Annotated in this window: 21 protein-coding genes and 1 pseudogene; 10 read left to right on the top strand and 12 right to left on the bottom strand. The window is 68.4% G+C overall.

Translation table 11 applies throughout. The features are described 5' to 3' along the window. Nucleotides 1-17: 17 nt before the first annotated feature. Nucleotides 18-1033, top strand: a pseudogene (locus tag MXB53_RS09895) (RNA-guided endonuclease InsQ/TnpB family protein); the annotation flags it as partial. 145 nt (nucleotides 1034-1178) lie between these two features. Here MXB53_RS09895 and MXB53_RS09890 read toward each other — a convergent pair. Genes MXB53_RS09890 through MXB53_RS09860 form a run of 7 tightly spaced genes read right to left on the bottom strand, consistent with a single transcriptional unit; the run spans nucleotide 1179 to nucleotide 7438 of the window. Then, nucleotides 1179-2243: a methionine synthase gene (locus MXB53_RS09890; protein ID WP_248897198.1), complete on the bottom strand. Its 1065-nt coding sequence runs from the start codon at nucleotides 2241-2243 to the stop codon at nucleotides 1179-1181. Next, nucleotides 2240-3232, bottom strand: coding sequence for a 5-methyltetrahydropteroyltriglutamate--homocysteine methyltransferase (locus MXB53_RS09885; protein WP_248897197.1), 993 nt, complete (start codon nucleotides 3230-3232; stop codon nucleotides 2240-2242). The genes MXB53_RS09890 and MXB53_RS09885 overlap by 4 nt, the downstream gene beginning before the upstream one ends. Nucleotides 3233-3290: 58 nt before the next feature. Then, nucleotides 3291-3884, bottom strand: coding sequence for a HemK2/MTQ2 family protein methyltransferase (locus MXB53_RS09880; protein WP_345779704.1), 594 nt, complete (start codon nucleotides 3882-3884; stop codon nucleotides 3291-3293). After that, entirely contained in the window at nucleotides 3877-4995 is a 1119-nt protein-coding gene (locus MXB53_RS09875; RefSeq protein ID WP_248897196.1) for a mechanosensitive ion channel family protein, read from the bottom strand. Before MXB53_RS09875 ends, MXB53_RS09880 begins: the two co-directional genes overlap by 8 nt. Continuing rightward, nucleotides 4988-5842, bottom strand: a complete 855-nt coding sequence (locus MXB53_RS09870) for a 16S ribosomal RNA methyltransferase A (RefSeq protein WP_248897195.1) — start codon at nucleotides 5840-5842, stop codon at nucleotides 4988-4990. The genes MXB53_RS09875 and MXB53_RS09870 overlap by 8 nt, the downstream gene beginning before the upstream one ends. Nucleotides 5843-5902: 60 nt before the next feature. Next, entirely contained in the window at nucleotides 5903-6511 is a 609-nt protein-coding gene (locus tag MXB53_RS09865) for a DUF655 domain-containing protein (RefSeq protein WP_248897194.1), read from the bottom strand. A gap of 54 nt (nucleotides 6512-6565) precedes the next feature. Then, nucleotides 6566-7438 carry a hypothetical protein gene (locus tag MXB53_RS09860; protein WP_248897193.1) on the bottom strand — a complete coding sequence of 291 codons (873 nt, stop codon included), beginning with the start codon at nucleotides 7436-7438 and terminating at the stop codon, nucleotides 6566-6568. A 112-nt stretch (nucleotides 7439-7550) separates the two neighbouring features. Here MXB53_RS09860 and mvaD point away from each other — a divergent pair, with 112 nt between their 5' ends. After that, nucleotides 7551-8516 carry a phosphomevalonate decarboxylase MvaD gene (mvaD, locus tag MXB53_RS09855; RefSeq protein WP_248897192.1) on the top strand — a complete coding sequence of 322 codons (966 nt, stop codon included), beginning with the start codon at nucleotides 7551-7553 and terminating at the stop codon, nucleotides 8514-8516. 51 nt (nucleotides 8517-8567) lie between these two features. Beyond that, a complete protein-coding gene (locus MXB53_RS09850; RefSeq protein WP_248897191.1) occupies nucleotides 8568-9698 on the top strand; it encodes an NAD(P)/FAD-dependent oxidoreductase in 1131 nt (376 codons plus the stop codon). Nucleotides 9699-9787: 89 nt separating this feature from the next. Here MXB53_RS09850 and MXB53_RS09845 read toward each other — a convergent pair whose 3' ends face one another. Beyond that, complete coding sequence (locus tag MXB53_RS09845) at nucleotides 9788-10561, bottom strand: BtpA/SgcQ family protein (protein ID WP_248897190.1); 774 nt, start codon at nucleotides 10559-10561, stop codon at nucleotides 9788-9790. Between the two features lie 219 nt (nucleotides 10562-10780). Here MXB53_RS09845 and MXB53_RS09840 point away from each other — a divergent pair, with 219 nt between their 5' ends. Then, nucleotides 10781-11446 (top strand): RAD55 family ATPase, encoded by a 666-nt coding sequence (locus MXB53_RS09840; RefSeq protein ID WP_248897189.1) that lies wholly within the window; start codon nucleotides 10781-10783, stop codon nucleotides 11444-11446. On the opposite strand, the gene MXB53_RS09835 is transcribed toward MXB53_RS09840, so the two are convergent. Continuing rightward, nucleotides 11443-13152: a hydantoinase B/oxoprolinase family protein gene (locus tag MXB53_RS09835; protein WP_248897188.1), complete on the bottom strand. Its 1710-nt coding sequence runs from the start codon at nucleotides 13150-13152 to the stop codon at nucleotides 11443-11445. The two genes, MXB53_RS09840 and MXB53_RS09835, sit on opposite strands and share 4 nt — an antisense overlap. Further along, complete coding sequence (locus MXB53_RS09830) at nucleotides 13149-15182, bottom strand: hydantoinase/oxoprolinase family protein (protein ID WP_248897187.1); 2034 nt, start codon at nucleotides 15180-15182, stop codon at nucleotides 13149-13151. The genes MXB53_RS09835 and MXB53_RS09830 overlap by 4 nt, the downstream gene beginning before the upstream one ends. A gap of 87 nt (nucleotides 15183-15269) precedes the next feature. On the opposite strand from MXB53_RS09830, the gene MXB53_RS09825 reads away from it, so the two are divergent. Genes MXB53_RS09825 through MXB53_RS09815 form a run of 3 tightly spaced genes read left to right on the top strand, consistent with a single transcriptional unit; the run spans nucleotide 15270 to nucleotide 16955 of the window. Further along, nucleotides 15270-15644, top strand: coding sequence for a YlbF/YmcA family competence regulator (locus MXB53_RS09825; RefSeq protein ID WP_248897186.1), 375 nt, complete (start codon nucleotides 15270-15272; stop codon nucleotides 15642-15644). Between the two features lie 39 nt (nucleotides 15645-15683). Beyond that, nucleotides 15684-16310: a MinD/ParA family ATP-binding protein gene (locus MXB53_RS09820; RefSeq protein ID WP_248897185.1), complete on the top strand. Its 627-nt coding sequence runs from the start codon at nucleotides 15684-15686 to the stop codon at nucleotides 16308-16310. A 21-nt stretch (nucleotides 16311-16331) separates the two neighbouring features. Next, a complete protein-coding gene (locus MXB53_RS09815) occupies nucleotides 16332-16955 on the top strand; it encodes an RAD55 family ATPase (RefSeq protein ID WP_248897184.1) in 624 nt (207 codons plus the stop codon). Between the two features lie 3 nt (nucleotides 16956-16958). On the opposite strand, the gene MXB53_RS09810 is transcribed toward MXB53_RS09815, so the two are convergent. Next, entirely contained in the window at nucleotides 16959-17219 is a 261-nt protein-coding gene (locus tag MXB53_RS09810) for a DUF8049 family protein (protein ID WP_248897183.1), read from the bottom strand. A 46-nt stretch (nucleotides 17220-17265) separates the two neighbouring features. After that, nucleotides 17266-18246: an FKBP-type peptidyl-prolyl cis-trans isomerase gene (locus MXB53_RS09805; protein WP_248897182.1), complete on the bottom strand. Its 981-nt coding sequence runs from the start codon at nucleotides 18244-18246 to the stop codon at nucleotides 17266-17268. 94 nt (nucleotides 18247-18340) lie between these two features. Between MXB53_RS09805 and cyaB the strand changes: the two genes are divergently transcribed. From cyaB to MXB53_RS09790, 3 genes are all read left to right on the top strand, one after another. Next, a complete protein-coding gene (cyaB, locus tag MXB53_RS09800; protein WP_248897181.1) occupies nucleotides 18341-18874 on the top strand; it encodes a class IV adenylate cyclase in 534 nt (177 codons plus the stop codon). A gap of 83 nt (nucleotides 18875-18957) precedes the next feature. Beyond that, nucleotides 18958-20178, top strand: a complete 1221-nt coding sequence (locus MXB53_RS09795) for a methionine adenosyltransferase (protein ID WP_248897180.1) — start codon at nucleotides 18958-18960, stop codon at nucleotides 20176-20178. 76 nt (nucleotides 20179-20254) lie between these two features. Beyond that, entirely contained in the window at nucleotides 20255-21448 is a 1194-nt protein-coding gene (locus tag MXB53_RS09790; RefSeq protein WP_248897179.1) for a tRNA sulfurtransferase, read from the top strand. Nucleotides 21449-21461 lie beyond the last annotated feature (13 nt).

Below are 21461 nucleotides of genomic sequence, written 5' to 3'. Positions count from 1 at the left end.
GCGAGAACGTGTCATTTACCTGCGAACGCCGTCAGAACTACTTCGGAGACGGCGACGTGTGGGACACCTCCGAGTACCGAGGACGCTACAACGGCGTCGTCGGAAGTGCGACTGTCCAACAGATCACGCGCAAAAACTCGGAAGCGTGGCGGTCGTTCTTCGCCCTCAAGGAGAACGGCGAGGCTGCAAATCCACCGTCGTACTGGGGCAACGAGGAGGACGGACGCGAACTCCGCACCTACATTCGGTGCAACCAGTACACGATTCAATGGGGCAAGCGTAGCCGCCTCGAACTCCCTGTCGGGCAAGAACTAAAAGACGAATACGGACTCGGCTACCACGAACGACTCCGCCCTCGACGTTGGCGCGAATAGTCTCGTCGCCTACGACTACTGGGGACCAGTACCTCTACGACGGTCGGGAGTTGTTCGGACGGTTCCGCGAGACGACAAACGAAATCGCCCGCCTACAGTCGAAACTCCGTGAGGGACACTACTCTTCGAAACGGATTCGACGGCTGTACCGACAGCGGACGAAGCGCCGTGACCACGCACAGAACGCCTGGTGCGCGACCTCGTTGAACGGCTCTACGACGAGGGCGTGGCGACGGTGTACGTGGGCGACCTGACCGACGTGCTGGAAACGCACTTGTCGGTCAGAGTGAACGAGAAGACGCACAACTTCTGGGCGTTCAAGAAGTTCAGCCACGTCTCGCGTGTGTCTGTGAGGAGTACGGCATCAGTCTCGAAGCCGAGGCAGAAGCGTGGACAAGTCAGACTGTCCCGAGTGTGGCGACCACGTGGAGACGGTACGCCATGGAGATACGCTGACGTGTCCGTGTGGTTTCGAGGAATACGCCGACCTCACGGCGTCAGAGACGTTCCTTCGGAAAAACAGCGATTGCGAAGTTAGGCCGATGGCACGGCCCGTGCGATTCGAGTGGGACGACCACGATTAGTCGGGGAACCCACACCCTCACGAAAGTCCCAAAGAAGTGCGCACAAATCCGCAAGTTGCCTCCGTGGGTCGGTAGCCGAACTCCCAACGGAGGAATCCTCGCGCTTTAGCGCGGGGAGGATGTCAATACCTCTGGTCGCCGTCGTTCTACGCCGAGTTCGTCGTCTGGGTCGCGGTCGCTGTGACGTGGGTGCGGAACGAAAAGGAGGAGAACGCGGCCCTCAGTCCGCGCTGACTTCCGGCGCCTCGATGTCGATCTCGCCCGCGTCGAGTTCGGCCTCGATCTCGCGGGTCGCGGTGACCATGTTCTCGATCTTCTGGCGGGCGACCTCCCGCGGCAGGAGTTTCACGCCGCAGTCGGGGCTGACGGTCAGGCGCTCCGGTGGCACGACCTTGAAGCCCTGTTTGATGTTCTCCTTGATCTCCTCGACGCTCTCGACGTCCGTCGTGTGAACGTCGACGACGCCGAGCGCCAGGTCGGTGGTGAATTCGGGATCGGTGAAGACGTCGATCTGCTCGTAGTCACCGTTGCAGAGTTCCAGGTCGAACTCGTCGATGGGGTAGTCGAGCAGTTCGGGGTAGATGCGAGAGTAGTCGCCGTAACAGACGTGGAGGCCGATGCGCACGTCGTCGGGCAGACCCGCGACGATGCGTTCCAGGCATTCGCCGACGATGGCGTGATCGTCCGGCGTCGTCGCCAGCGCGGGTTCGTCGATCTGGATGTAGCGCGCGCCGGCGTCGACCAGCGCCTCGATTTCTTCGTTCACGAGGTCCGCGAGGGCGTAGGAGAGTTCGGCGTCGTCGTCGTAGGCCTCGTTGAACGACCAACTCGCCAGCGTGTAGGGGCCCGTGATGGGAACCTTGACCGGCTTGCTGGCGGCGTCTTTCGTGAACTCGAACTCGTCGACCAGCCACGACTCGGCGTACTCGACGTCGTCGACGACGGAGGGCTTATCGAAGTAGTTGTGGCCCCAGACCTTGACGGGCCCGTTGAACTCGTAGCCGTCGATGCGGTCGGCGAAGAACTCCACCATCTCGTTGCGGCGCATCTCGCCGTCGGAGACGGTGTCGAGCCCCGTTCGCTCGTGTTCGTCGACGATGACGCGGCAGGCGTCGTCGTGGGCCTCGTGGAGATGCTCGTCGGTGAACTTCGAGTCGGGGTCGTCGGCCAGGTCGGACACCCGGTTGAGCCACTTGGGCTTGGGGTAACTGCCGACGATGGAGGTGAGCAGGAAGTGTTCGTTGGCGTGGTCGTCGGGACGGAACTGCTCGCGGTTGTCGCTCATGCGTCCACCTCCGCGAGCGTCGCGGCGTCACCCAACGCGCCGAGTTTGGCCTCGAACTTGTTCACGGGCAGGTAGAACAGTTCCGTGTTGGAGGTGAGGTAGGCGAGGTCGAAGTCGGTGTGCGTGTTCTCGAGCACCCAGTCGACGCGGTCACGGATGGTTTCGGGCGACTCGACCAGCGTGTTCTGGCCGTCGACCAGGCCCATCGCGATCGCGTCTTTCGTGCCGTACTCGTTGATGTTGTAGAGCGACTCGTCGGCGTCGGTCACGAAGTCGAAGCCGATAGCGTCGACATCCGCGTCCATCAGGTGAGCGTACGTTCGCTCCGGAACCGCACCCCAGTAGGTGTGGACGACGACGTTCGCGTCCGTCGCGGCGGCCACGCGGTCGATGACCTCGCTCGCGTGTTCGTTCGCGTCGTCTGCGGGTTCGTTCTCGACCAGCGACGGTTCGAGCAGGAACAGCGTCTCGTGGGCCGGGAACTGCTCGATTTCGCCCACGAGGAAGTCGGCGATGGCGTCGAGGAAGCCGGCCTCGTCGCCGTAGAACTCGTCGGTCGCGAGGTCGGCGAGCGAGTACGGACCGGGGAGGACCGCCTGTAATTCGTCGGCGTCGGCGTCGACGCTCTCCAACTCGGCAGCCACGTCGCCCGACGCGGTGAGTTCGCCCTGCACCTGCGGATCGCGGTAGAAGTTGTTGTTGTCGTAGTAGCGGACGATGCCGCCCGTCTCGACGTTGTCGTGGACGGTCAGGGGGTGGGCGAGCATGTCGTCCCACCGGAGCTGTCCCTCGACGATGCGGTCGAGGCGGGCGTCGACCTGCGCGTCGACGACTTCGGTCCGCGCGCGCTGGTAGGCGTCGACGATTTCGCCGCCCTCGTCGCCGCTGATGAGGTCTCCTTTCTGGTGTCCCTTCAGGTCCGACAGTTCGTCTTTCGCCCAGTCGGGGAGCGGATACAGTCCCGGTGTCGTGGCGACCAGTTCGGTCATTACCGATACTTGGTAATGCCGTTGCTTAATATTTGCTAAACCTATATATGCCCATCAGTTATTCCAGACGGAGGATCGACAGCGTCTCGAAGGGGTACGACTCCTCGCGCACCGTCGAGACGGCGAACCCGTTGCGCTCGGCGCGGTCGACGACGGCGTCGAAGCCCGTCAGACTGCTGACGAGCAGGAGGACGGCACCGTCGGGACGGAGGATGCGACCCACGGTGTCGAGGAAAGGGACGATGACGGCTCGGCCGGATTCGCCACCCGACAGCGCCCGCTCCATCCAGTCCTCCCACTCGTTTTCGGGGTCGGTCGGGAGGTAGGGCGGGTTGAACGCGACGGTGTCGAAGCTGTTGGCCCGAAACGGTTCGACGAGGTTCGCCCGGACCGCGGGCACGCCTCGGTCGCGGGCCTGCCGGCAGGCCGCCGGGTTGTAGTCGCTGGCGACCACGTCGGCGTCCGTCTCGGTTGCGATGCGTTCGGCGACCCATCCCGATCCGGTGCCGACTTCCAGCGCCCGCCCGCGGGCGTGTTCGATGGCGGCCTCGGCGAGCAGTCGAGAATCCTCCGCCGGTTGATACACCGCTGTCTCCATCCCCCGGCGGTCGGCGAGGGCAGCGGTCGTGTCGTCCACGGAGTCGTTAGTCACGGGTCTGCCCGTCGCCGTCGGGCGTCGGCGCCGCCTGCGGTTCGCCGCCCGCGATAGCTAGTCCGCCCTCTTCGGTCCGCCCCATGAGTTCGCGCTGCGGGAACGGAATCTTGATTCCCTCCTCGTCGAAGGCGGCGGTAACCGCTTCGATGACCGCTGTGCGCGCCCGCCACCGCCGACGAGCGCTCGGGTTGTCGATCCAGACGCGTACCCCCAGGATGATGGCCGAATCGCCGAACCGCTTGGCCACGACCTGCGGGGTCGGCACCTGCAGGATTTCGTCCAACCCTTTCACTGCGTCGCGGGCGATCTCGGCGGCGTTCCCGGGGTTGGTGTCGTAGTCGACGCCGACCTCTACCTCGATGCGGAGGCGTCCCTTGCGCGTCCGGTTCGTTATCGGCTGGGCGTTCACCTCGTCGTTCGGAAGCATCACGTACTCCCCGTCGAACGTCTGGATGCGCGTGGTGACGACCGTGATGTCGGTGACGATGCCCTCCCGTTCGCCGATTTCGATCCAGTCACCGATCTCGAACGGCCGGGAGAACATGAGGACGAAGCCAGCGAGCACCGCCCCGAGCGTCTGTCGGGCGGCCATCCCGACGACGATGCCGAGAAAGCCAGCCCCGACGAGGAGGTTGCCCAGGTCACGCGTGAACAGGCCGACGACGACGAGAATCGCGAGCGTGTACAGCGACACCTGCGTCAGTCGGTAGACGATCTCGCGCTGGTGTTCGCTGACGGCCGATCGCTTGCCCGTGAACTCCCCGATGATCTGTCCGACGAAGCCGGTCAGCGCGTACGTCGATGCCAACACAACGATGCCGAGCAACACGCGGCCGGCGACGTCCTGCAAGCCGAGGTTCCGGTAGGAGCGCGCCAGCGGGTCGACCAGATCCCACAGGAGCACGACGGCCACGATGCCGCCCGCCGTAATCAGGGTGATGCCGGCCGACACCGCGAGCTTCGGCGCCGTGCTTTCCCCCGTGTCTTTGCGGCCCTTCCGCCACTTTCGTGCGGCGTACCGAACCAGCAGGACGACGGTGACGACGACGACCGTCGCGACGAACCGGCCGAGGAACGTCCCGCCGGTCACCGCTGAGAGATCAGCCATCGGAGCGGCCATCCCCCTCGGCGGCGAGGCTGGCGAGCGCCGCGAACTCGTCCGGAGCCAACTCGCCCGCCCGCTTCGACATGAGCGCCTCACCCGCCGCGTCGACCACCGCGTCCGGATCCTCGATCCCGGAGATGTGAACGGTGTTGCGGACGGCGTTTCGCAGCGTCTTGCGGCGCTGGGTGAACACGGCCTTCACGAACCGCAGGAAGAACTCTTCGTCCTCGACTTTGTAGTCGGGATCGCGCGGTGTCGTCCGCACGATGGCGCTGTCGACGGCCGGCGGCGGGGAGAACGCCGTCGGCGGCACCGTCTCTACCACCTCGACTTCGGCGTAATGCTGGGCGCTCACCGAGAGGCGGCCGTACTCGGCCGTATCCGGCTCGGCGGCCATCCGCTCGGCGAACTCCCGCTGGAACATGAGGACGGTCGGAATCCCGAGCGGTAGCAGTCGAAACGTGATCTCACTGGAGACGCCGTAGGGCAGATTCGAGATGCTCGCGGTCGCGTCCGGCAGATCGACCTCGAGGGCGTCGCCCTCGATCACGGTCAACCGATCGTCCGCGATGGCGGCGGCGAACTCGTCGCGGAGGAAGGCCGCGAGGTCGGGGTCGCGTTCGACGACCGTCACGCGGTCGCTCGTCGCTAGCAGACGGTCCGTGAGCGCGCCCGTGCCGCCGCCGATTTCGAGCACGTGACTCCGGTCGGCGTCCGCCGGAAGGTGGGTGGGGAGCCGGTCGAGAACGCGCTCGTCGACGAGGAAATGCTGGTCGCGGTCGGGGTTGCCACTCACCCCTGCCCGGTCGAGCAGTCGATCCGGGTCGCGCGACGCCTGTCCCGCTGTCATCGTCTTCGATAGCGCGCGACCCCGGGTAAATTTCCCGCTTCCCACGTCCCGCTCATTCGATCACTCCTCGCGCTCGACGAACGTCCGGTACTTGAGGTCCTCGTCCCGGAGCTCTTCGAGAATCCGATCGACGAGGACGCCTTTCGGATCGTGGAGTCCGGCGATGCGCTCCTCGAGGTCGTCGAAGCTCTCGAAGGGCGCGCGCTTGCGCTCGTCGAGGACATCGTTGCGGAGTTTCTTCCCGATGCCGGGAAGCAGGTTGAGCTGGTGCAGACGGAGCGTGATCGGCTGGGCGTCGTTGTAGAAGTCGACGAACCGCCGTTCGTGACGCTCGACGATGTCTTTGACCGCGTAGTCGAGTTCCGAGCGAGCGGCGTTCGACAGGTCGTCGTGGTCCACGTCGCGAACGCGCTCGACCGCCTCGCGCTCCTCCGCCGGTCCGATTACGACGCGGTCACCGATACCCACGTCGGCGTCGTCGTCGAGCGTGAGTTCGAGCAGCTGGAACTCCGATTCCCCGAGGGCGTACGCCAGCGGCGACTTCTTGTACTGCGGGCGGTCGTCGCTCGGCCGTCCGTGCGGCAAGTAGTCGAGGATCACCGCGTGGTCCGCCTCCGCTGCGGTGTCGGCGCCGCTCTCGGTGTCGGCCTCTCCGCTCTCGGAGGTCATACCAGACGTGTACGGCGACGGGATATTTAAACCGTCGGCCGTGGCGACTCCCGGCTAGCGGAAGTCGTCACCGAACTCCGCACTCCGCACCTCGCCGACGATCCGATGCTCGAACCGGTGTTCGACTCGCTTCCACGTCGGTGAGTCGCGTCCCGTCCCGTACTGCATGACGCCGACGGGCACGCGGTACGCGGCGTGGTCGACGGCGATTCCCGCCGCGTACCCCTCCTCGCCGACCGCCCGTTCGAGGACGCGGTAGTTGCCCCGTTCGTCGCCCGCCCGTGCAATCGCCTCGGCGTCGACCCCGCCCAGGTAGCCGCTGAGCGGATCGGCGTCGATGGCCTCGATCAGTTCTTGGACGTGCCCTGCTTCGGTCTCCTGCACCACCACCCAGAACCGGTCGCCGACGGCCATCGTGTAGCCGCCGCGTTCGAGGCGCGCGAAGCCGTCCGCGGTGCCGACGCGTGTCCACCCGTCGTCTCGCAGCCCCTCGACGACCGTCGCCGTGGCGAAATCGCCGCGCCCGACGGTCAGATTCGAGAGGCCGCCGGGCTGGACGTGAACGAGTTCGAACGCGTCCGAGTCGGTGTACTGCGGCGGCCCCGATCCCAGCCAGCCGTCCCGCAGGCGCCCCCGCAGCGTCTCGTCTTCGACGGCGGTCAACACGCCCGCGGCGTCGACGTAGCGCGCCCAGACGAACGTCTCGGCGGTCATCCCGGGATGGGCCGGCGTCAGTTCGAGCAGCCGGGCGAAGCCGAGCGTCTCGCCCGGGGCGGCCCGCGGCGTGGCCGTCGCTGTCGGCGTCGCTGTCGCGGTCCGGGTCGGCGTCGTGTTCGCGTCGTCCGCCCCGCCGCCACACCCGGCGACGGCGACGGCACCGGCGACGCTCAACGCTTCGAGGACGCTCCGCCGTGACACGCGCGGCATACACGCCGATGGCACCGGGGTCGCTTATATCTGATCCGCTCGCGGCTGCGACGGACGAGACGGAACGCCCGGTTCCGGGACGTTTATCCGCTCGTCCGACGCCCATCCGAGCATGAAGGCGACCGCCACGGCCCACCCGATTCAGGGATTGGTGAAATACCACGGGATGCGCGACCCGGACCTGCGCCTCCCCTACCACGACAGCATCAGCGTCTGTACGGCGCCCAGTCGGACCACCACGACCGTCGCGTTCGGCGACACCGACGAGGACACCTACCTGATCGACGGCGACCGCGTCGAGGGGCGCGGCGCGGAACGCATCGACGCCGTCGTCGACCACGTCCGCGACCTGGCCGACGTCGACGCCCCCGTCCGCCTGGAGAGCGAGAACTCCTTCGAGTCCAACGTCGGCTTCGGTTCGTCGTCGTCCGGATTCGCCGCCGCCGCGATGGCGCTGTGTGAGGCCGCCGGCCTCGACCTCTCGCGCCCCGAGATTTCGACCGTCGCCCGCCGCGGGTCGTCCTCCGCGGCCCGCGCGGTCACGGGCGCGTTCTCGCATCTCCACGCCGGTCTCAACGACGAGGACTGCCGCTCCGAGCGCATCGACACCGACCTCGAAGACGACCTGCGGGTCGTCGCCGCGCTCGTCCCTTCCTATAAGGAGACCGAACAGGCCCACGAGGAGGCCGCCGACAGCCACATGTTCCAGGCGCGGATGGCCCACATCCACGACCAGATGGTCGAGATGCAGGACGCGCTCCGTGCGGCCGACTTCGACCGCGTGTTCGAACTCGCGGAACACGACTCGCTCTCCCTCGCCGCGACGACGATGACCGGCCCCTCGGGATGGGTGTACTGGCAACCCCGCACCATCGCCGTCTTCAACACGGTGCGCGCGCTCCGGAAGGAGGACGTCCCGGTCTACTTCTCGACCGACACGGGCGCGAGCGTCTACGTCAACACCACCGCGGAGTACGTCGACCGCGTCGAATCCGCGGTCGCCGACTGCGGCGTCGAAACGCGTCTCTGGGAGGTCGGCGGCCCCGCCGAACTCCGCCCCGGCGAAGCGCTCTTCTGACGACTCCCACCGTCGGCGACACGTCCTTTGCCCTGCGGTCCAACCCTCGGTATGCGCGTCGTCGTTCTCGGCGCCGGCTACGCCGGCTTGACTCTCGCTCACCGCCTCGAATCTCGACTCCCCGACGCCGCCGACATCGTCGTCGTCGACGAGTCCGACACCCATCTCGTGCAGCACGAACTCCACCGCGTCGTCCGCCGTCCCGCCGTGGCCGACGCCATCACCGTCCCCCTCGACGACGCGCTCGACCGCGCGACGGTCCGCACGACCCGCGTCGAGGGTATCGACCGCGACGCCCGGCGCGTCCGCCTCGCCGACGGCGTCCTCGACTACGACTACGCCGCGGTCTGCCTCGGCGCCGAGACGGCGTTCTACGACCTCCCCGGCGTCGCCGACCACGGCCTGCCGCTGAAACGCCTCGACCACGCCCGGGAAATCCGTGAGGACGCCCTCGACACCTGCGAGCGCGACGGTCGGATCGTCGTCGGCGGGGCCGGCCTCTCGGGCGTCCAGGTCGCCGGCGAACTCGCGGCGCTCGCCGACGAACGCGACGCCGACGTGGACGTGACGCTGCTCGAACGCCAGGACTCGGTCGCGCCCGCCTTCCCCGAGGCGTTCCAGACCGCCGTCCGCGACGCGCTCGTCGCCGCCGGCGTCGATGTCCGAACCGATGCGCGCGTGACCGGGGCGACCGGCGAGGCCGTCGAACTCGACGACAGCGGCGTTCCCTACGACACGTTCGTCTGGACGGGCGGCATCCGCGGATCGGACGCCCTCGGCGGTGACCGCCCCGTCGTGCGCGGCGACCTCCGACTCGACGACCGCACCTTCGCGGTCGGCGACGCCGCTCGCGTCGTCGACGCCGACGGCGACGCCGTGCCCGCGAGTGCCGCGGCCGCCATCCGCGAGGCAGGGACCGTCGCCACGAACCTCGGTCGCCTCGTGCGACACGCGCTGGAAGCCGACGACGAGACCGACGGGTTCGCCCCGCGTCTCGACCCGTTTCGGTTCGACGCGCCGGGCTGGATCGTCTCCGTCGGCGACGATGCCGTCGCCACGGTCGGCCCAAAGGTGTTCACGGGCGCGCCGGCCCGAGCGATGAAAGCCACCGTCGGCGCCGGCCACCTCTCCTCCGTCGGTGAGATCACGCGTGTGGTCGAACTCGCTCGCGAGGAACTCTGATACGGATGATTGTAACCGTTCACCGGTGGTTCGCTGGCCCGTCCCAGCGGTCCACCCGTGATGACTTCCAATAAACCGTATGAGCCGACCTACGCCGCGTCGACGAGCGCCCGGACCCGCGACTCGTCGACCGGGGCCGTCGTCTCTCCGCCTCGTTTCAGCGCCGTGCCGACGATCACGCCGTCGGCGACAGCCAACGTCTCTCCGACCGTCTCGGGTGTGACGCCGCTCCCGACGTACAGCGGAACGTCCAGATCCGCACACTGCTCGGCGGCGGCGGTGAGCCGCTCCGTTGCGACGGTCTCGCCCGTTCGCTCGCCGCTGACGACGACGCCGGCGGCCAGGCCGCGGTCCACCACGTCGGCGATCGGTTCGCCGTGTCCCGCTCCGAGCGGTGCGGAGTGTTTGACGTCGGCGTCGGCGAGGATCGACACGTCCGCATCGAGGCGGTCGCGCAGGCGGAGCGTCTCGTGGGCGCGCCCCTCGATCACGCCCTGATCCGTGACCCGGGCGCCCGTGTGGACGTTGACGCGGACGAAGTCGGCGCCGGCCGCAGCGGCGATCGATATCGCCGCTCGCGCGTCGTTTCGGAGGACGTTCACGCCCACCGGGCAGTCGACTTCGCGCCGAACGGCGCCGACCAGGCGGGTCATCGACGCGACGACGTGGGCGGGCGCCTCGTCGGGGTAGAACGGCGCGTCGCCGTAGTTTTCGACGAGGAGTGCGTCGACGCCACCGTCGACGAGGGTGTGCGCGTCACGCCGTGCGCGCCGGCGGAGCGCTTCACGATCACCGTCGAACCGCGGTGCGCCGGGGAGTGGCGGCAGGTGGACCATGCCGACGATCCGGGGGAGTGCAGTCATTGCTCGGCGTTCGACCGCCGGCCACAAAAGTCTCCGACTCGGACGGACCGGTGTCCCTGTATCCCGGCGGTCACCGACCGCAGCGGTGGCGACCGTCGGAATGACGTGCAACCGTCCGTCTCGCTCAACGGATGATTTATGCCAGGTGACGCGGAACTCCACGTACGACGGTGAGAATCGCCGTAGACGCACGCTACTGACGCGGTTCCCGACGCGCACATGCCCACCCACGACGCCAGATCCCACCGCTACTCGATCGCCGACACCCTCCCGATCAGTGTCGACGATCTCGATGCCGGGATGAACGTGCTGGTGTCCGGCCCGGCGATGTCGGGCAAGCGCCGACTGGTGTTCGACCTCCTGGCACCCCCGCCCCAACCGCACGATCCGATCGTCGTGCTGACGACCGACGATCCGGCGGCGCGCGTCCGCGCTCAGTTCGAGGACCGGGGCGTTTCGGTCGATCCATCCACCGTCCGAATCGTCGACGCCTCGGGGGCACCTGGCGACGACGACCCGGTGGTCGAACGCCTCTCGTCGCCCGGCAACCTCACCGGCATGGGCGTTGGCTTTACGCGCGCCGTGGACGGCATGGGAACGCCATCGACGGCCCGCGTGGGCTTTCTCTCCATCTCGACGCTCCTCCAGTACGTCGACGATCAGCGGACGTTCTCGTTTCTGCACGTCCTCTTGCGTCGGTCGAGCGCCGCGGGCTACCTCGGCGTCTACAGCATCGATCCCACGACCCACGACGAGAAGTTCGTCAACGTCGTCACCTCGATTTTCGACGCCGTGATCGATGTCCGCGAGGTCGATGCCGAGCGCGAGGTTCGGGTGCGGGGGCTCGACAGCGTCGATCCGGTGTGGATGGCGCTTTCCAACTAGTCGTCGCTCTCCTCGCCCGGATCGAGTCCGTACACCTCCCGCACCGTCGCCGCCGACACCTTTCCGAGGCGCCAGTCGCGCAGCACGGCGGCTGGATCGCGGTCCGTGGGATCACCGAACCCGCCGCCGCCGGGCGTGCGGACGCTCACCACGTCGCCCGCGTCGAGTTCGTGTGTCGATTTGGCCGGGATCTGCACGCGGTCGTCGTCGGCCGCGCGGTCCAGATAGTCCGCGCCGGCCGCGCCCGCGTCGCCACCGGCGAGACCGTAGGGCCGGTGTCGCCGGCGGTCGGCGAGCAGGCTGAAGGCCACGCCGTCGGCCAGCACTTCGATATCCCGGCGGAGGCCGAGTCCGCCGCGGAACTCGCCGGTGCCGCCGGAGTCGTCACGGTATTCGTACCGGCGTATGCGGAGGGGATAGGCGGTCTCCAGCACCTCGGCGGGCGTATTGAGGGTGTTGCTCATGTGGGCGTGGACGCCGTCCATCCCGTCGGCGCCGGCCCGGCCGCCGTAGCCGCCGCCGACCGTCTCATAGAAGGCGAACGCGTCGCCATCGCTGTCCGTCCCGCCGAAGGTGACGCTGTTCATCGTCCCCTGGGCGGCGGCGACGGAGCGCTCGGGCGTTTCCGTCCCGAACGCCCCCAGGAGCGCGTCCGCGACGCGTTGGGATATCTCCAGGTTGCCGCCGACGACCGCCGCCGGTGGTTGTGCGTTGACGACCGTCCCTTCCGGCGCTCGGATCTCGATAGGACGGTACGTGCCCGCATTGGGCGGCACGTCCGGATCGGTCACACAGCGGATCGCGTAGTACGTCGCCGACGCCGTCACCGCGAGGGGGGCGTTGATGGGACCCGCCACCTGCTCGCTGGTCCCCTCGAAGTCGACGACGAGGGCGTCGCCGTCGACGGTCACCGCGGCGGCGATGCGGAGGTCCTCGTGGCCCCGTCCGTCGTCGTCGAGGACGTCCTCGAACCGGACCGTCCCGTCGGGCAGGTCGTCGATTTCGGCGCGCATCCGGCGCTCGGCGTAATCCTTGATCTCGTTCGTCGCCGCACGCAGTGTGTCGAGGCCGTGGCGCTCCGTCAGGTCGCGGACCCGTTCGACCGCCGTCCGGTTGGCCGCCCGTTGGGCGCGGAAATCGCCGCGGCGCTCGTCCGGCGTCCGCACGTTCGTCAGCAGGAGGTCGAACACGTCCTCGACGGGGTCGCCGCCGTCGTACAGTTTCACGGGCGGCACCCGAAGTCCCTCCTGGTAGATCTCCGTCGAATCGGCGGCGACACTGCCGGCCTGCCCCCCGCCCACGTCGGCGTGGTGGGCGCGGTTCGCGGCGACGGCGACCAGTTCCCCGTCGACGAACACGGGCGTCACGAGCGTCATGTCGGGGAGGTGGGCGCCGCCGTGGAACGGATCGTTCAGCAGGATGGCGTCGCCGTCTTTGAGTTCCGCGGGCGGGAACGCCTCGATGGCCGCGGCCACGGAGTACGGCATCGCGCCGAGGTGGACCGGGATGTTCTCGGCCTGGCTGATCATCTCCGCGGCGCCGTCGTCGCCCGCCACGTCGAACAGCGCACACGAGCAGTCCCGGCGGTCCTTGATGTTCGGCGAGTAACTCGTGCGCACGAGCGTCGCGTTCATCTCCTCGGCGACGGCGACGCAGGCGTTGCGCAACACCTCCAGCGTGACGGGGTCGATATCCTCGTCGCTCATGGCTCGATCACCACGTTGCCCAGGTCGTCGACGGTCGCTGTCGCGCCCGGCGGCACGACGGCCGTGCTCTCGACACCCTCGACGACGGCCGGACCGTCGAGGGTGGCGCCGACGCCGAGCGCCGCCCGGTCGTAGACGGGCGTCGCGCGGCGCTCGTCGTCCATCACCGTCTTCCGCGTCGTTCGGGGGACGGGATCGGTCTCCCCGCCGCAGTCCATCGATAGATCGGGCGGATCGACCAGACCGCGGGCGCGCGAGCGTATCGTCACGAGTTCGATCGGTTCGTCCGGGGAGGCGTGGCCGTATCGGCGCTCGTGGCGCTCGTGGAAGCGCTCGGCGATGGCGTCGAGGGCGTCGCCGTCGAGTTCGTCTCCTGGAACCGGCACCCGGAGGTCGAACGACTGCCCCCGATACCGGAGGTCGACGGCGCGTTCGAACCGCCGGCGCTCGGCGGGGTAGCCCTCGCCCTCGAGGCGCTCGCGGCGCTCGCGTTCCAGGCGTTCGAACCGGAGCTGGAGGTCCGCGGGGTCGACTGCTGTCCAGGGCCGGACCGCGGAGACGCCCTCCTCGTACACCACGTCGCTGATGAGGAGGCCGAGCGCGGAGAGCACGCCCGCAGAGCGGGGGACGACCACCCGCGGCACGTCGAGTTCGGCGGCGAGTTCCGCCGCGTGCAGCGGGCCGGCGCCGCCGTAGGCCACCAGCGAGAACGCCCGGGGGTCGTGCCCGCGTTCGACCGAGACGACCCGCAGGGCGCGCTCCATGTTGGCGTTGGCGACGTCGAGGATCCCCTGGGCCGCGGCCTCGACGCTCATCTCCAGCGGCTCGGCGATGGAGTCCCGGACGGCCTGGCGCACCGTCGCCTCGTCGGCGCTCCCCTCGAAGAACGCGCCGGGATCGATGCGCCCGAGCAACAGGTGGGCGTCGGTCACGGTTGGCTCCGTCCCGCCCCGGCCGTAACAGATGGGGCCGGGGTCGGCGCCGGCCGAGCGAGGGCCGACGCGGAGGCTGCCGCCCTCGTCCACCCAGGCGATGGACCCGCCCCCGGCGCCGATGGTGTGAACGTCGACCATCGGTACGGTCACGGGGTAGTCGCCGACGCTCCCCTCCGTCGAGACGACGGGGTCGCCGTCGCGGACCAGCGACACGTCACACGACGTGCCGCCCATGTCCATCGTGAGCACGTCGTCGAAGCCCGCCTCGCCGGCGACGTGTGCGGCGCCCCGAACACCCGCGGCGGGCCCCGAAAGCAAGGTGTTCACCGGGCGCTCGCGGGTGACCGACGCCGACGCGATGCCGCCGTTCGACTGCATCACGCGCAGGGGAGCGGGGACGCCCGCGTCCGCGATGCCCTCCTCCAGCCGGCCGAGATACCGGTTCATCACGGGCTTGAGCGCGGCGTTGATCGCCGTCGCGAGCGTGCGCTCGTACTCGCGAATCTCGGGCAACACCTCGCTCGACAGCGACGTCTCGCAGTCGACGCCCGCCTCGCGGAGGATCTCGCGCATCCGCCGTTCGTGGGTGTCGTCCTCGAAGGCGAACAGGAAGGTGATGGCGACGCTCTCGACATCGGCGTCGGCGACGGCGTCCGCGACGGCGCGGGCGGCGTCCTCGTCGAACGGTTCGACGATGTCGCCCCGGCGGTCGAGACGCCCGGGCACCTCGAACCGCCGGTCCCGGTCGACGACCGGTGTCGGTTTCTCCGCGTGAAGATCGTACAGATCCGGGCGCGTCTGCCGGCCGATTTCGACCGTGTCGCGGAACCCCTCGGTCGTCACCAGCGCCGTCTCGGCCCACTGTCGTTCCAGCAGGGCGTTCGTGGCGACGGTCGTCCCGTGAGCGAAGAAATCGGTCGCTGTGGGGTCGAGGTCGGCTTGCTCGCCCGCCGCGTCGAGGCCGTCGAGGACGCCCTCGTCCGGCGCGTCCGGCGTCGAGGGGACTTTCAGCATCGAGAGTCCGTCGGCGTCGGCGACGACGACGTCGGTGAACGTCCCGCCGACATCGACGCCGACCCGCGTGTCCATCTCCATACCGATGGGGCAGGATGGTGTGGGTGATAAAGCCCGGTCCCGAATCGAGACGGCAAATTGAAGCGACCGCACGCGTAACGAGAGTGCATGAGCACGACCACGTCGCAGCTGGAGGAACTCGGGACGGAACTCGGCGAAGCCATCGCCGAATCGCCCGCGTACGAGCGCTTCGAAGAGGCCAAAGCGGCCGTCGAGAACGACGCCGACGCCCAGGAGCGCATCGCGGAGGTCGAACGCCTCCGCGACGAGTTCGTCGCCGCGCGCGAGGCCGGCGAGGCCAGCCAGGAACACGTCTCGAAGCTCCAGCAGGCCCAGAACGAACTCCACGGAATGCCCGTGATGGAGGAGTATCTGAACGCTCAGGAGGCACTGCAGAACCAACTCGAAGCCGTCAACCGATCCATTTCTGCGCCGCTCGACGTCGACTTCGGCGGCGAGGCCGGCGGCTGTTGTCACGACTGATCCGGAGATTCATATCCGGAAGCGCGGCCACCCCGGCCCATGCTCGCCATCGCCGGCGGAAAGGGTGGAGTCGGCAAGACGACTACGACGCTCGGCCTGTCGGCGGCGCTCGACATCCCTGTCGTCGCCGCCGACGCCGATCCGGACATGCCGAACCTCCACGCGCTCGCAGGCGTCGGCCGCGAACCGACGCTCGCCGACATCGGTGCCGGACCCGTCGAGACGGTGGCCCAGTCCCACCCCGACGAGTCGGACGTGGCCGTCCTCCCGGCGCCACGAATCGGCATCACCGACGACGCTATCGACCGGTCGCTCACCCGGTTGGCTGCCACCGATCGACCGTCCATCGTCGACTGTCCCGGCGGGGCTGGCCCGGACGCCGCCACCCCACTTCGCCGGGCCGACGCGGCGCTCGTCGTCACCACGCTCTGTGCGCCGGCGCTCCGCGACGCCGCCAAAACGGCGGCGATGGCCCGCACGCTCGACACGCCGGTTCGGGGCGCCGTGCTGACGCGCACACGGTCGGCGCCCGCCGCCGTTACCGACCTGCTCGACTGCCCCGTGGTAGCCTCGATTCCGTCCGCGGAGCCGCCAGTGCTCCGCGACTCGGACGTTCGCGACGCGTATCGGCGGCTCGCAGACGATTTGGCCGAAGGCCTATTATGAACCGCCGTCGTACTGGACACCATGGCGGACCGTCTCCCGACGGGGATCTCCGTCCTCGACAGGCAACTCGATGGCGGAATCCCGGCGGGAAGCATCCTGCTGTTGAGCGCGGACCCAGCCAGTCAGTCGGAGTCCCTACTCTACGAAATCGCCGCCGAACGCCGGACGCTCTACATCACGACCGTCCGTTCGGAGGGAGCCGTCCGCGATGCGATCGACCGATACCGCGGCGGCCTCGACCAGTTGACGATCCGCGATGCGGGCGATTATCCGCCCATCGACAACGCCACGCGACTCGTGCGCGACCTGCCGGAGAACGCGACGCTCATCGTCGACGTGGTCGATCCGCTGGAAGAGACGGATCCGACCCGGTTCCGGAAGTTCCTCAACGAACTCCAGACGCATATGGTCAACACGGACTCGATCGCCGTGTTGCACGCGATGCACGGCGACCCGCCGACCAATCGGACCCTCACTGAGCACATGTCGGACGTGGTCTTCGACCTCCGCACCGACACCAGCGGGTCACAGATCGTCAACCGCCTGGCCGTGCCGAAGTTCCGCGGCGGCGGCGCGCTCGAAGAGACGATCAAGCTCAAACTCACCGACGGCGTCACGATCGACACCAGCCGCGACATCGCGTAGCCGTCATCCGAGCGCGTACACCGCCGCGGCGACGGTGACGACGACGGTCGCCAGCATCCAGAGGCGCGGGTTCTCGAACGCGCTCCCGGTCGATCCCTTGCCGAGAAAGAGGTAGCCGAAGTACATCGCGACTGGCGAGAGTCGGAGCAGCGGACTGGCGGCGACCCCGAACCCGTAGCGGAGCGACAGCGACAGCGCGAGGGTACAGGCCGCCGCCACGGCCGCGACCTGGAGATCCGCCGCCACCTCCTCTGGGAGATCCATACGTGATCGACGCCCGGCCGATACAAGAACGCGGTGGTGTGGGGCGCTACTCTTCGAGGTCGACGTCGCCTTCCTCGATCTCTTCGACGAGTTCATCGGCGTCGACATCGGCGTCTTCGAGGGCCTCCTCGACATCGGCGCCGCCGGCGCCACCCATGCCGCCCATCATACCGCCCATGCCACCCATCATGCCGCCCGTGCCGTCGATGGTCTCCTGGACGATGACGCGGTCGAGGCCGAGTCGGTCCATGATCTGCTGGGCGATCTGCTGTTTCTGGAAGAGCCACTGCTGGTTCATCGTCATCTGCGGGTTGGCCTCGATGTACAGCGTCTCTTTCTCGACCGTCTGGGCCTCGTATTCGGGTTCGCCCTCTTCGTCGCCTTCGACCTGGACCTCCTCTTCGACCTCGTCGGTCTCGATCCAGACTTCGGGTGCGTGGTCGAGATGCATGCCGAGCAGGCTCTTGGCCTGTTCCTCGCGGTCCTCGACGACGTCGAGGATCTCGTACTCGTATTCGAGGTCCTCGCCGGCGAGGGGGTGGTTGAAGTCGACGCGGGCGCGCCCGCCGATGATGGTCTCGACGTGACCCTGCTGGCCGTCGACGGTCACGCGAGCGCCGGGGTAGCGGTCGTCCTCGTCGATCTTGTCGGCGCTGACGGTGCGGACCTCGTCAGGGTCGAACTCGCCGAACGCGTCGGCGGCGTCGATGTGGACGGTGGACTCCTCGCCGACCTCGCGCCCGATCAGATCTTCGTCGACGTCGGGGAAGACGTGTCCCTCGCCGATGACGATGGTTCGGGGCTCGAACTCGTGGCCCTCCTCGTCGATGCCGGCTTCCTCGGCGACCTCTTGACTGGTCGTGTCGACGACCTGGTCGTCGTCGACCATGCGAACGGTGTAGTCGAGGCGGACGAAGTCCCCCTCCTGCAGCCCCGTCTCGGTTTCGGTGTCTGTCTCCGCGTCTGGGTCATCGGCCGCGTCGGCGTCGACCGGCTCGTCCGCCGATTCGGCCTGTTCGTCACTCATACACGCCACAACTCCCGTGCGACCCTTAAGAATCACGTTTCCCGTCTGTCCCGACTCGGTGGACTTTTTCGCCCCCGCACGCGACGGGTCGGCCATGTACGAAGTCGAGATGAAAGTGCGGGCGACCCACGAGGCGGTTCGCGAGCGCCTGTCGGCACTCGACGCGACCCACGTCGGCACGGTCACGCAGATCGATACCTACTACGACGCGCCCCACCGCGACTTCGGCGAGACCGACGAAGCCCTCCGTCTTCGCCGCGAGGAGCGCGACGGCGACGCCGCGACGCGGGTCACCTACAAGGGACCGCTCGTCGAGGCGGCGTCGAAAACCCGCCGGGAGCTAGAGACCGGCGTGGACGACGGCGACGAGATGAACGACATCCTGGGCGCGCTCGGCTTCGACTCCGCCGCCATCGTGGAAAAAGAGCGCGACCGGTACCGGCTCGACGGTTACACCGTCACCCTGGACACCGTCGCCGACCTCGGCGAGTTCGTCGAAATCGAGCGCGAAGCGCCCGAAGGAGACATCGAGCCGGTCCGTGAGGGTGCGGCCGCGCGACTCCGCGAACTCGGCCTCGACCCCGACGACCAGATCCGCACCTCGTATCTCGGACTCCTTCTAGAGTAGGCCGAGATTATACCCTACAGTAATACTATCGGCGCGAAAGGTTTCCGCAAGTTATAGCATCCGGCAGCGAGAACTCGGGAGCAATGACCGAACGGAACATCCGGATCGAGTCCGTCGATCGGCGCGCGGTCGAAGATCAAGAGGTGGAGATCGTCGAGCGGAAAGGGGTCGGCCATCCCGACTCCCTCTGTGACGGCATCGCCGAGAGCGTCTCGCGAGCCCTCTCGAACCTCTATCTGGAACGTGTCGGCGAGGTACTGCATTACAACACCGACGAGACGCAGTTGGCGGCGGGCAACGCCGCCCCCGCCTTCGGCGGCGGCGAAGTCATCGAACCAATCCACGTGTTGATCGTCGGCCGGGCGACCCGGCAGTACGAGGGGCCGGACGGCACCGAGTACACTCTCCCCGTCGACTCGGTGGCGCTGTCGGCTGCCCGCGACTACCTGGCCAAGACCGTCCCCGAACTCGAGTTCGGCACCGACGTGGTGGTCGATGTCCGCCTCGGAGAGGGCAGCGGCGACCTCCAAACGGTCTTCGGCGAGGACGGCGCGGCCGTGCCGATGGCCAACGACACGAGTTTCGGCGTCGCTCACGCGCCGCTCTCGGAGACCGAGCGGATCGTCCTCGACGCCGAGGAGTATCTCAACGGTCCGTACGCCGACAGCCACCCGGAACTCGGCCCCGACGTGAAGATCATGGGCAAACGCGAGGGCGACCACATCGACCTCACGGTCGCGGCCGCGATGATCGACCGCTATCTCGACGGGATGGAGGCGTACCGCGACGCGGTGGCCGACGTCCGCGAGGCCGTCACCGATCTCGCCGAGTCCCACACCGACCGGAGCGTCGCCGTCGAGGTCAACACCGCCGACGACTACGACACGGACTCCATCTACCTCACGACGACGGGGACAAGCGCCGAACAGGGTGACGACGGCTCCGTCGGCCGGGGTAACCGCGCGAACGGCCTCATCACGCCCAACCGCCCGATGAGCATGGAGGCCACCAGTGGCAAGAACCCCGTCAACCACATCGGGAAGATCTACAACCTCCTCAGTACGCGCATCGCGGCGTCGGTCGTGGACGAGGTGGACGGCATCCGCGACCTGCGGGTGCGTCTGCTCAGCCAGATCGGGCGCCCCATCGACCGCCCACACGTCGCCGACGCCTCGGTCGTCACCGAGGACGGTGTCGCCCTCGCCGACATCGAGAGCGATGTCGAGGCCATCATCGACGAGGAACTCGCCGGGGTCACCGACGTTACCCGCGACGTGATCGAGGGCGACATCCGCACGTTCTGAGACTGTCTGCGGGTCGAGCGTCTCGCCCGCGCATCGAACCACCCTAGTACTCTCGCGCCGTAGGCTGCTCGTAACCGTGGCCCCCGATACGAACCCCGCCCCCTCGCCGGATGTCGTCCTCGTGAGTTTCGGCGACATCGGCACCAAGAGCCGCGAGGTGCGCGTCAAGATGGCGCGACGCCTCCGGGACAACGTCGCTGCCCTCCTCGACGCTCGCGGCGTCGACGCCACCGTCGACCGGGAGTGGTCCCGGATCGTCGTCCACGCCGCCGACCCCGACCGGGCCGCGCAGGTCGCCGCCGACGCGATGGGCGTCGTCTGGGCGCGTCCCGCCGTCGAATGTCCGGCCGACCTCGACGCCATCCGCGCGGTCCTCGACGGCCTCGCTCGCGACGCGCCGCCGGTCGACACCTACGCCGTCCGCGCGCGCCGTAGCGGCGACGAGCACCACTTTTCCAGCCCCGACCTCGAACGCGAGGGTGGGACTGCCGTCGGCCAAGCCACCGACGCCGCGGTCGACCTGGACGACCCCGACCGCACCTACCACGTCGAGGTGCGCGACGAACGAGCACACGTCTCCCTGACGACCTACGAGGGTCCCGGCGGATTGCCGCTCGGCACGCAGGATCCCCTCGTCGCCCTCGTCAGCGGGGGGCACGACTCTCCCGTCGCGGCCTACGAGGCGATGCGCCGCGGGGCGCCCGTGATCCCGGTGTACGTCGGTCTCGGCGCCTACGGCGGCCCGGATCACGAGGCGCGGGCGGCGGCGACCGTCGACGCCCTCGCCCGCCACGCCCCGAACGTCGACTGCCGGCTCCGGGTCGTCCCCGGCGGCGACCTCGTGGCGACGCTGCTCGACGACGTGAAAGACACCCGCATGCTCTCCTGGCGGCGCGCCATCCTCCGGATCGGCGAGGCCGTCGCGGACCGCGAGGGTGCCGTCGGCGTCGTCACCGGCGAGGCGATGGGCCAGAAGTCGAGTCAGACCGCCGCCAACCTCGCGGCCACCGACGCGGCGGTCGACTGTCCCGTCCACCGCCCGCTCTTTGCCTGGGACAAACACGACATCACGGAGCGAGCGCGCGCCATCGGCACCTACGAGGACTCGTCGATCCCGGTCGGCTGTGAACGCCTCGATCCGCCCTTCCCCGAGACGCGGGCGACGCGGACCGCCGTCGAAGCCGCGGAACCCGACGGCTTCCTCGACCGCGCGGCCGCCGCCGTCGACGACCTGCGGATCGTCGGCGCGGAATCGTCGCAACCGCTTTAGGCCAGTGTATCGA

Source organism: Haloplanus sp. XH21 (assembly GCF_023276355.1).
Taxonomy (GTDB): domain Archaea; phylum Halobacteriota; class Halobacteria; order Halobacteriales; family Haloferacaceae; genus Haloplanus; species Haloplanus halobius.
This window is presented reverse-complemented; position numbering and strand designations above follow the sequence as displayed.

Bases quoted from the DNA above. Each gene is read 5' to 3' on its own strand.
- MXB53_RS09830 (WP_248897187.1), bottom strand. From the start codon at position 15,182: ATGGAGATGGACACGCGGGTCGGCGTCGATGTCGGCGGGACGTTCACC.
- MXB53_RS09870 (WP_248897195.1), bottom strand. From the start codon at position 5,842: ATGACAGCGGGACAGGCGTCGCGCGACCCGGATCGACTGCTCGACCGG.
- MXB53_RS09875 (WP_248897196.1), bottom strand. From the start codon at position 4,995: ATGGCTGATCTCTCAGCGGTGACCGGCGGGACGTTCCTCGGCCGGTTC.
- MXB53_RS09810 (WP_248897183.1), bottom strand. From the start codon at position 17,219: ATGGATCTCCCAGAGGAGGTGGCGGCGGATCTCCAGGTCGCGGCCGTG.
- MXB53_RS09815 (WP_248897184.1), top strand. From the start codon at position 16,332: ATGGCGGACCGTCTCCCGACGGGGATCTCCGTCCTCGACAGGCAACTC.
- MXB53_RS09835 (WP_248897188.1), bottom strand. From the start codon at position 13,152: ATGAGCGACGAGGATATCGACCCCGTCACGCTGGAGGTGTTGCGCAAC.
- MXB53_RS09795 (WP_248897180.1), top strand. From the start codon at position 18,958: ATGACCGAACGGAACATCCGGATCGAGTCCGTCGATCGGCGCGCGGTC.
- mvaD (WP_248897192.1), top strand. From the start codon at position 7,551: ATGAAGGCGACCGCCACGGCCCACCCGATTCAGGGATTGGTGAAATAC.
- MXB53_RS09850 (WP_248897191.1), top strand. From the start codon at position 8,568: ATGCGCGTCGTCGTTCTCGGCGCCGGCTACGCCGGCTTGACTCTCGCT.
- MXB53_RS09825 (WP_248897186.1), top strand. From the start codon at position 15,270: ATGAGCACGACCACGTCGCAGCTGGAGGAACTCGGGACGGAACTCGGC.
- MXB53_RS09865 (WP_248897194.1), bottom strand. From the start codon at position 6,511: ATGACCTCCGAGAGCGGAGAGGCCGACACCGAGAGCGGCGCCGACACC.
- MXB53_RS09820 (WP_248897185.1), top strand. From the start codon at position 15,684: ATGCTCGCCATCGCCGGCGGAAAGGGTGGAGTCGGCAAGACGACTACG.
- MXB53_RS09845 (WP_248897190.1), bottom strand. From the start codon at position 10,561: ATGACTGCACTCCCCCGGATCGTCGGCATGGTCCACCTGCCGCCACTC.
- MXB53_RS09885 (WP_248897197.1), bottom strand. From the start codon at position 3,232: ATGACCGAACTGGTCGCCACGACACCGGGACTGTATCCGCTCCCCGAC.
- MXB53_RS09840 (WP_248897189.1), top strand. From the start codon at position 10,781: ATGCCCACCCACGACGCCAGATCCCACCGCTACTCGATCGCCGACACC.
- cyaB (WP_248897181.1), top strand. From the start codon at position 18,341: ATGTACGAAGTCGAGATGAAAGTGCGGGCGACCCACGAGGCGGTTCGC.
- MXB53_RS09860 (WP_248897193.1), bottom strand. From the start codon at position 7,438: ATGCCGCGCGTGTCACGGCGGAGCGTCCTCGAAGCGTTGAGCGTCGCC.
- MXB53_RS09890 (WP_248897198.1), bottom strand. From the start codon at position 2,243: ATGAGCGACAACCGCGAGCAGTTCCGTCCCGACGACCACGCCAACGAA.
- MXB53_RS09805 (WP_248897182.1), bottom strand. From the start codon at position 18,246: ATGAGTGACGAACAGGCCGAATCGGCGGACGAGCCGGTCGACGCCGAC.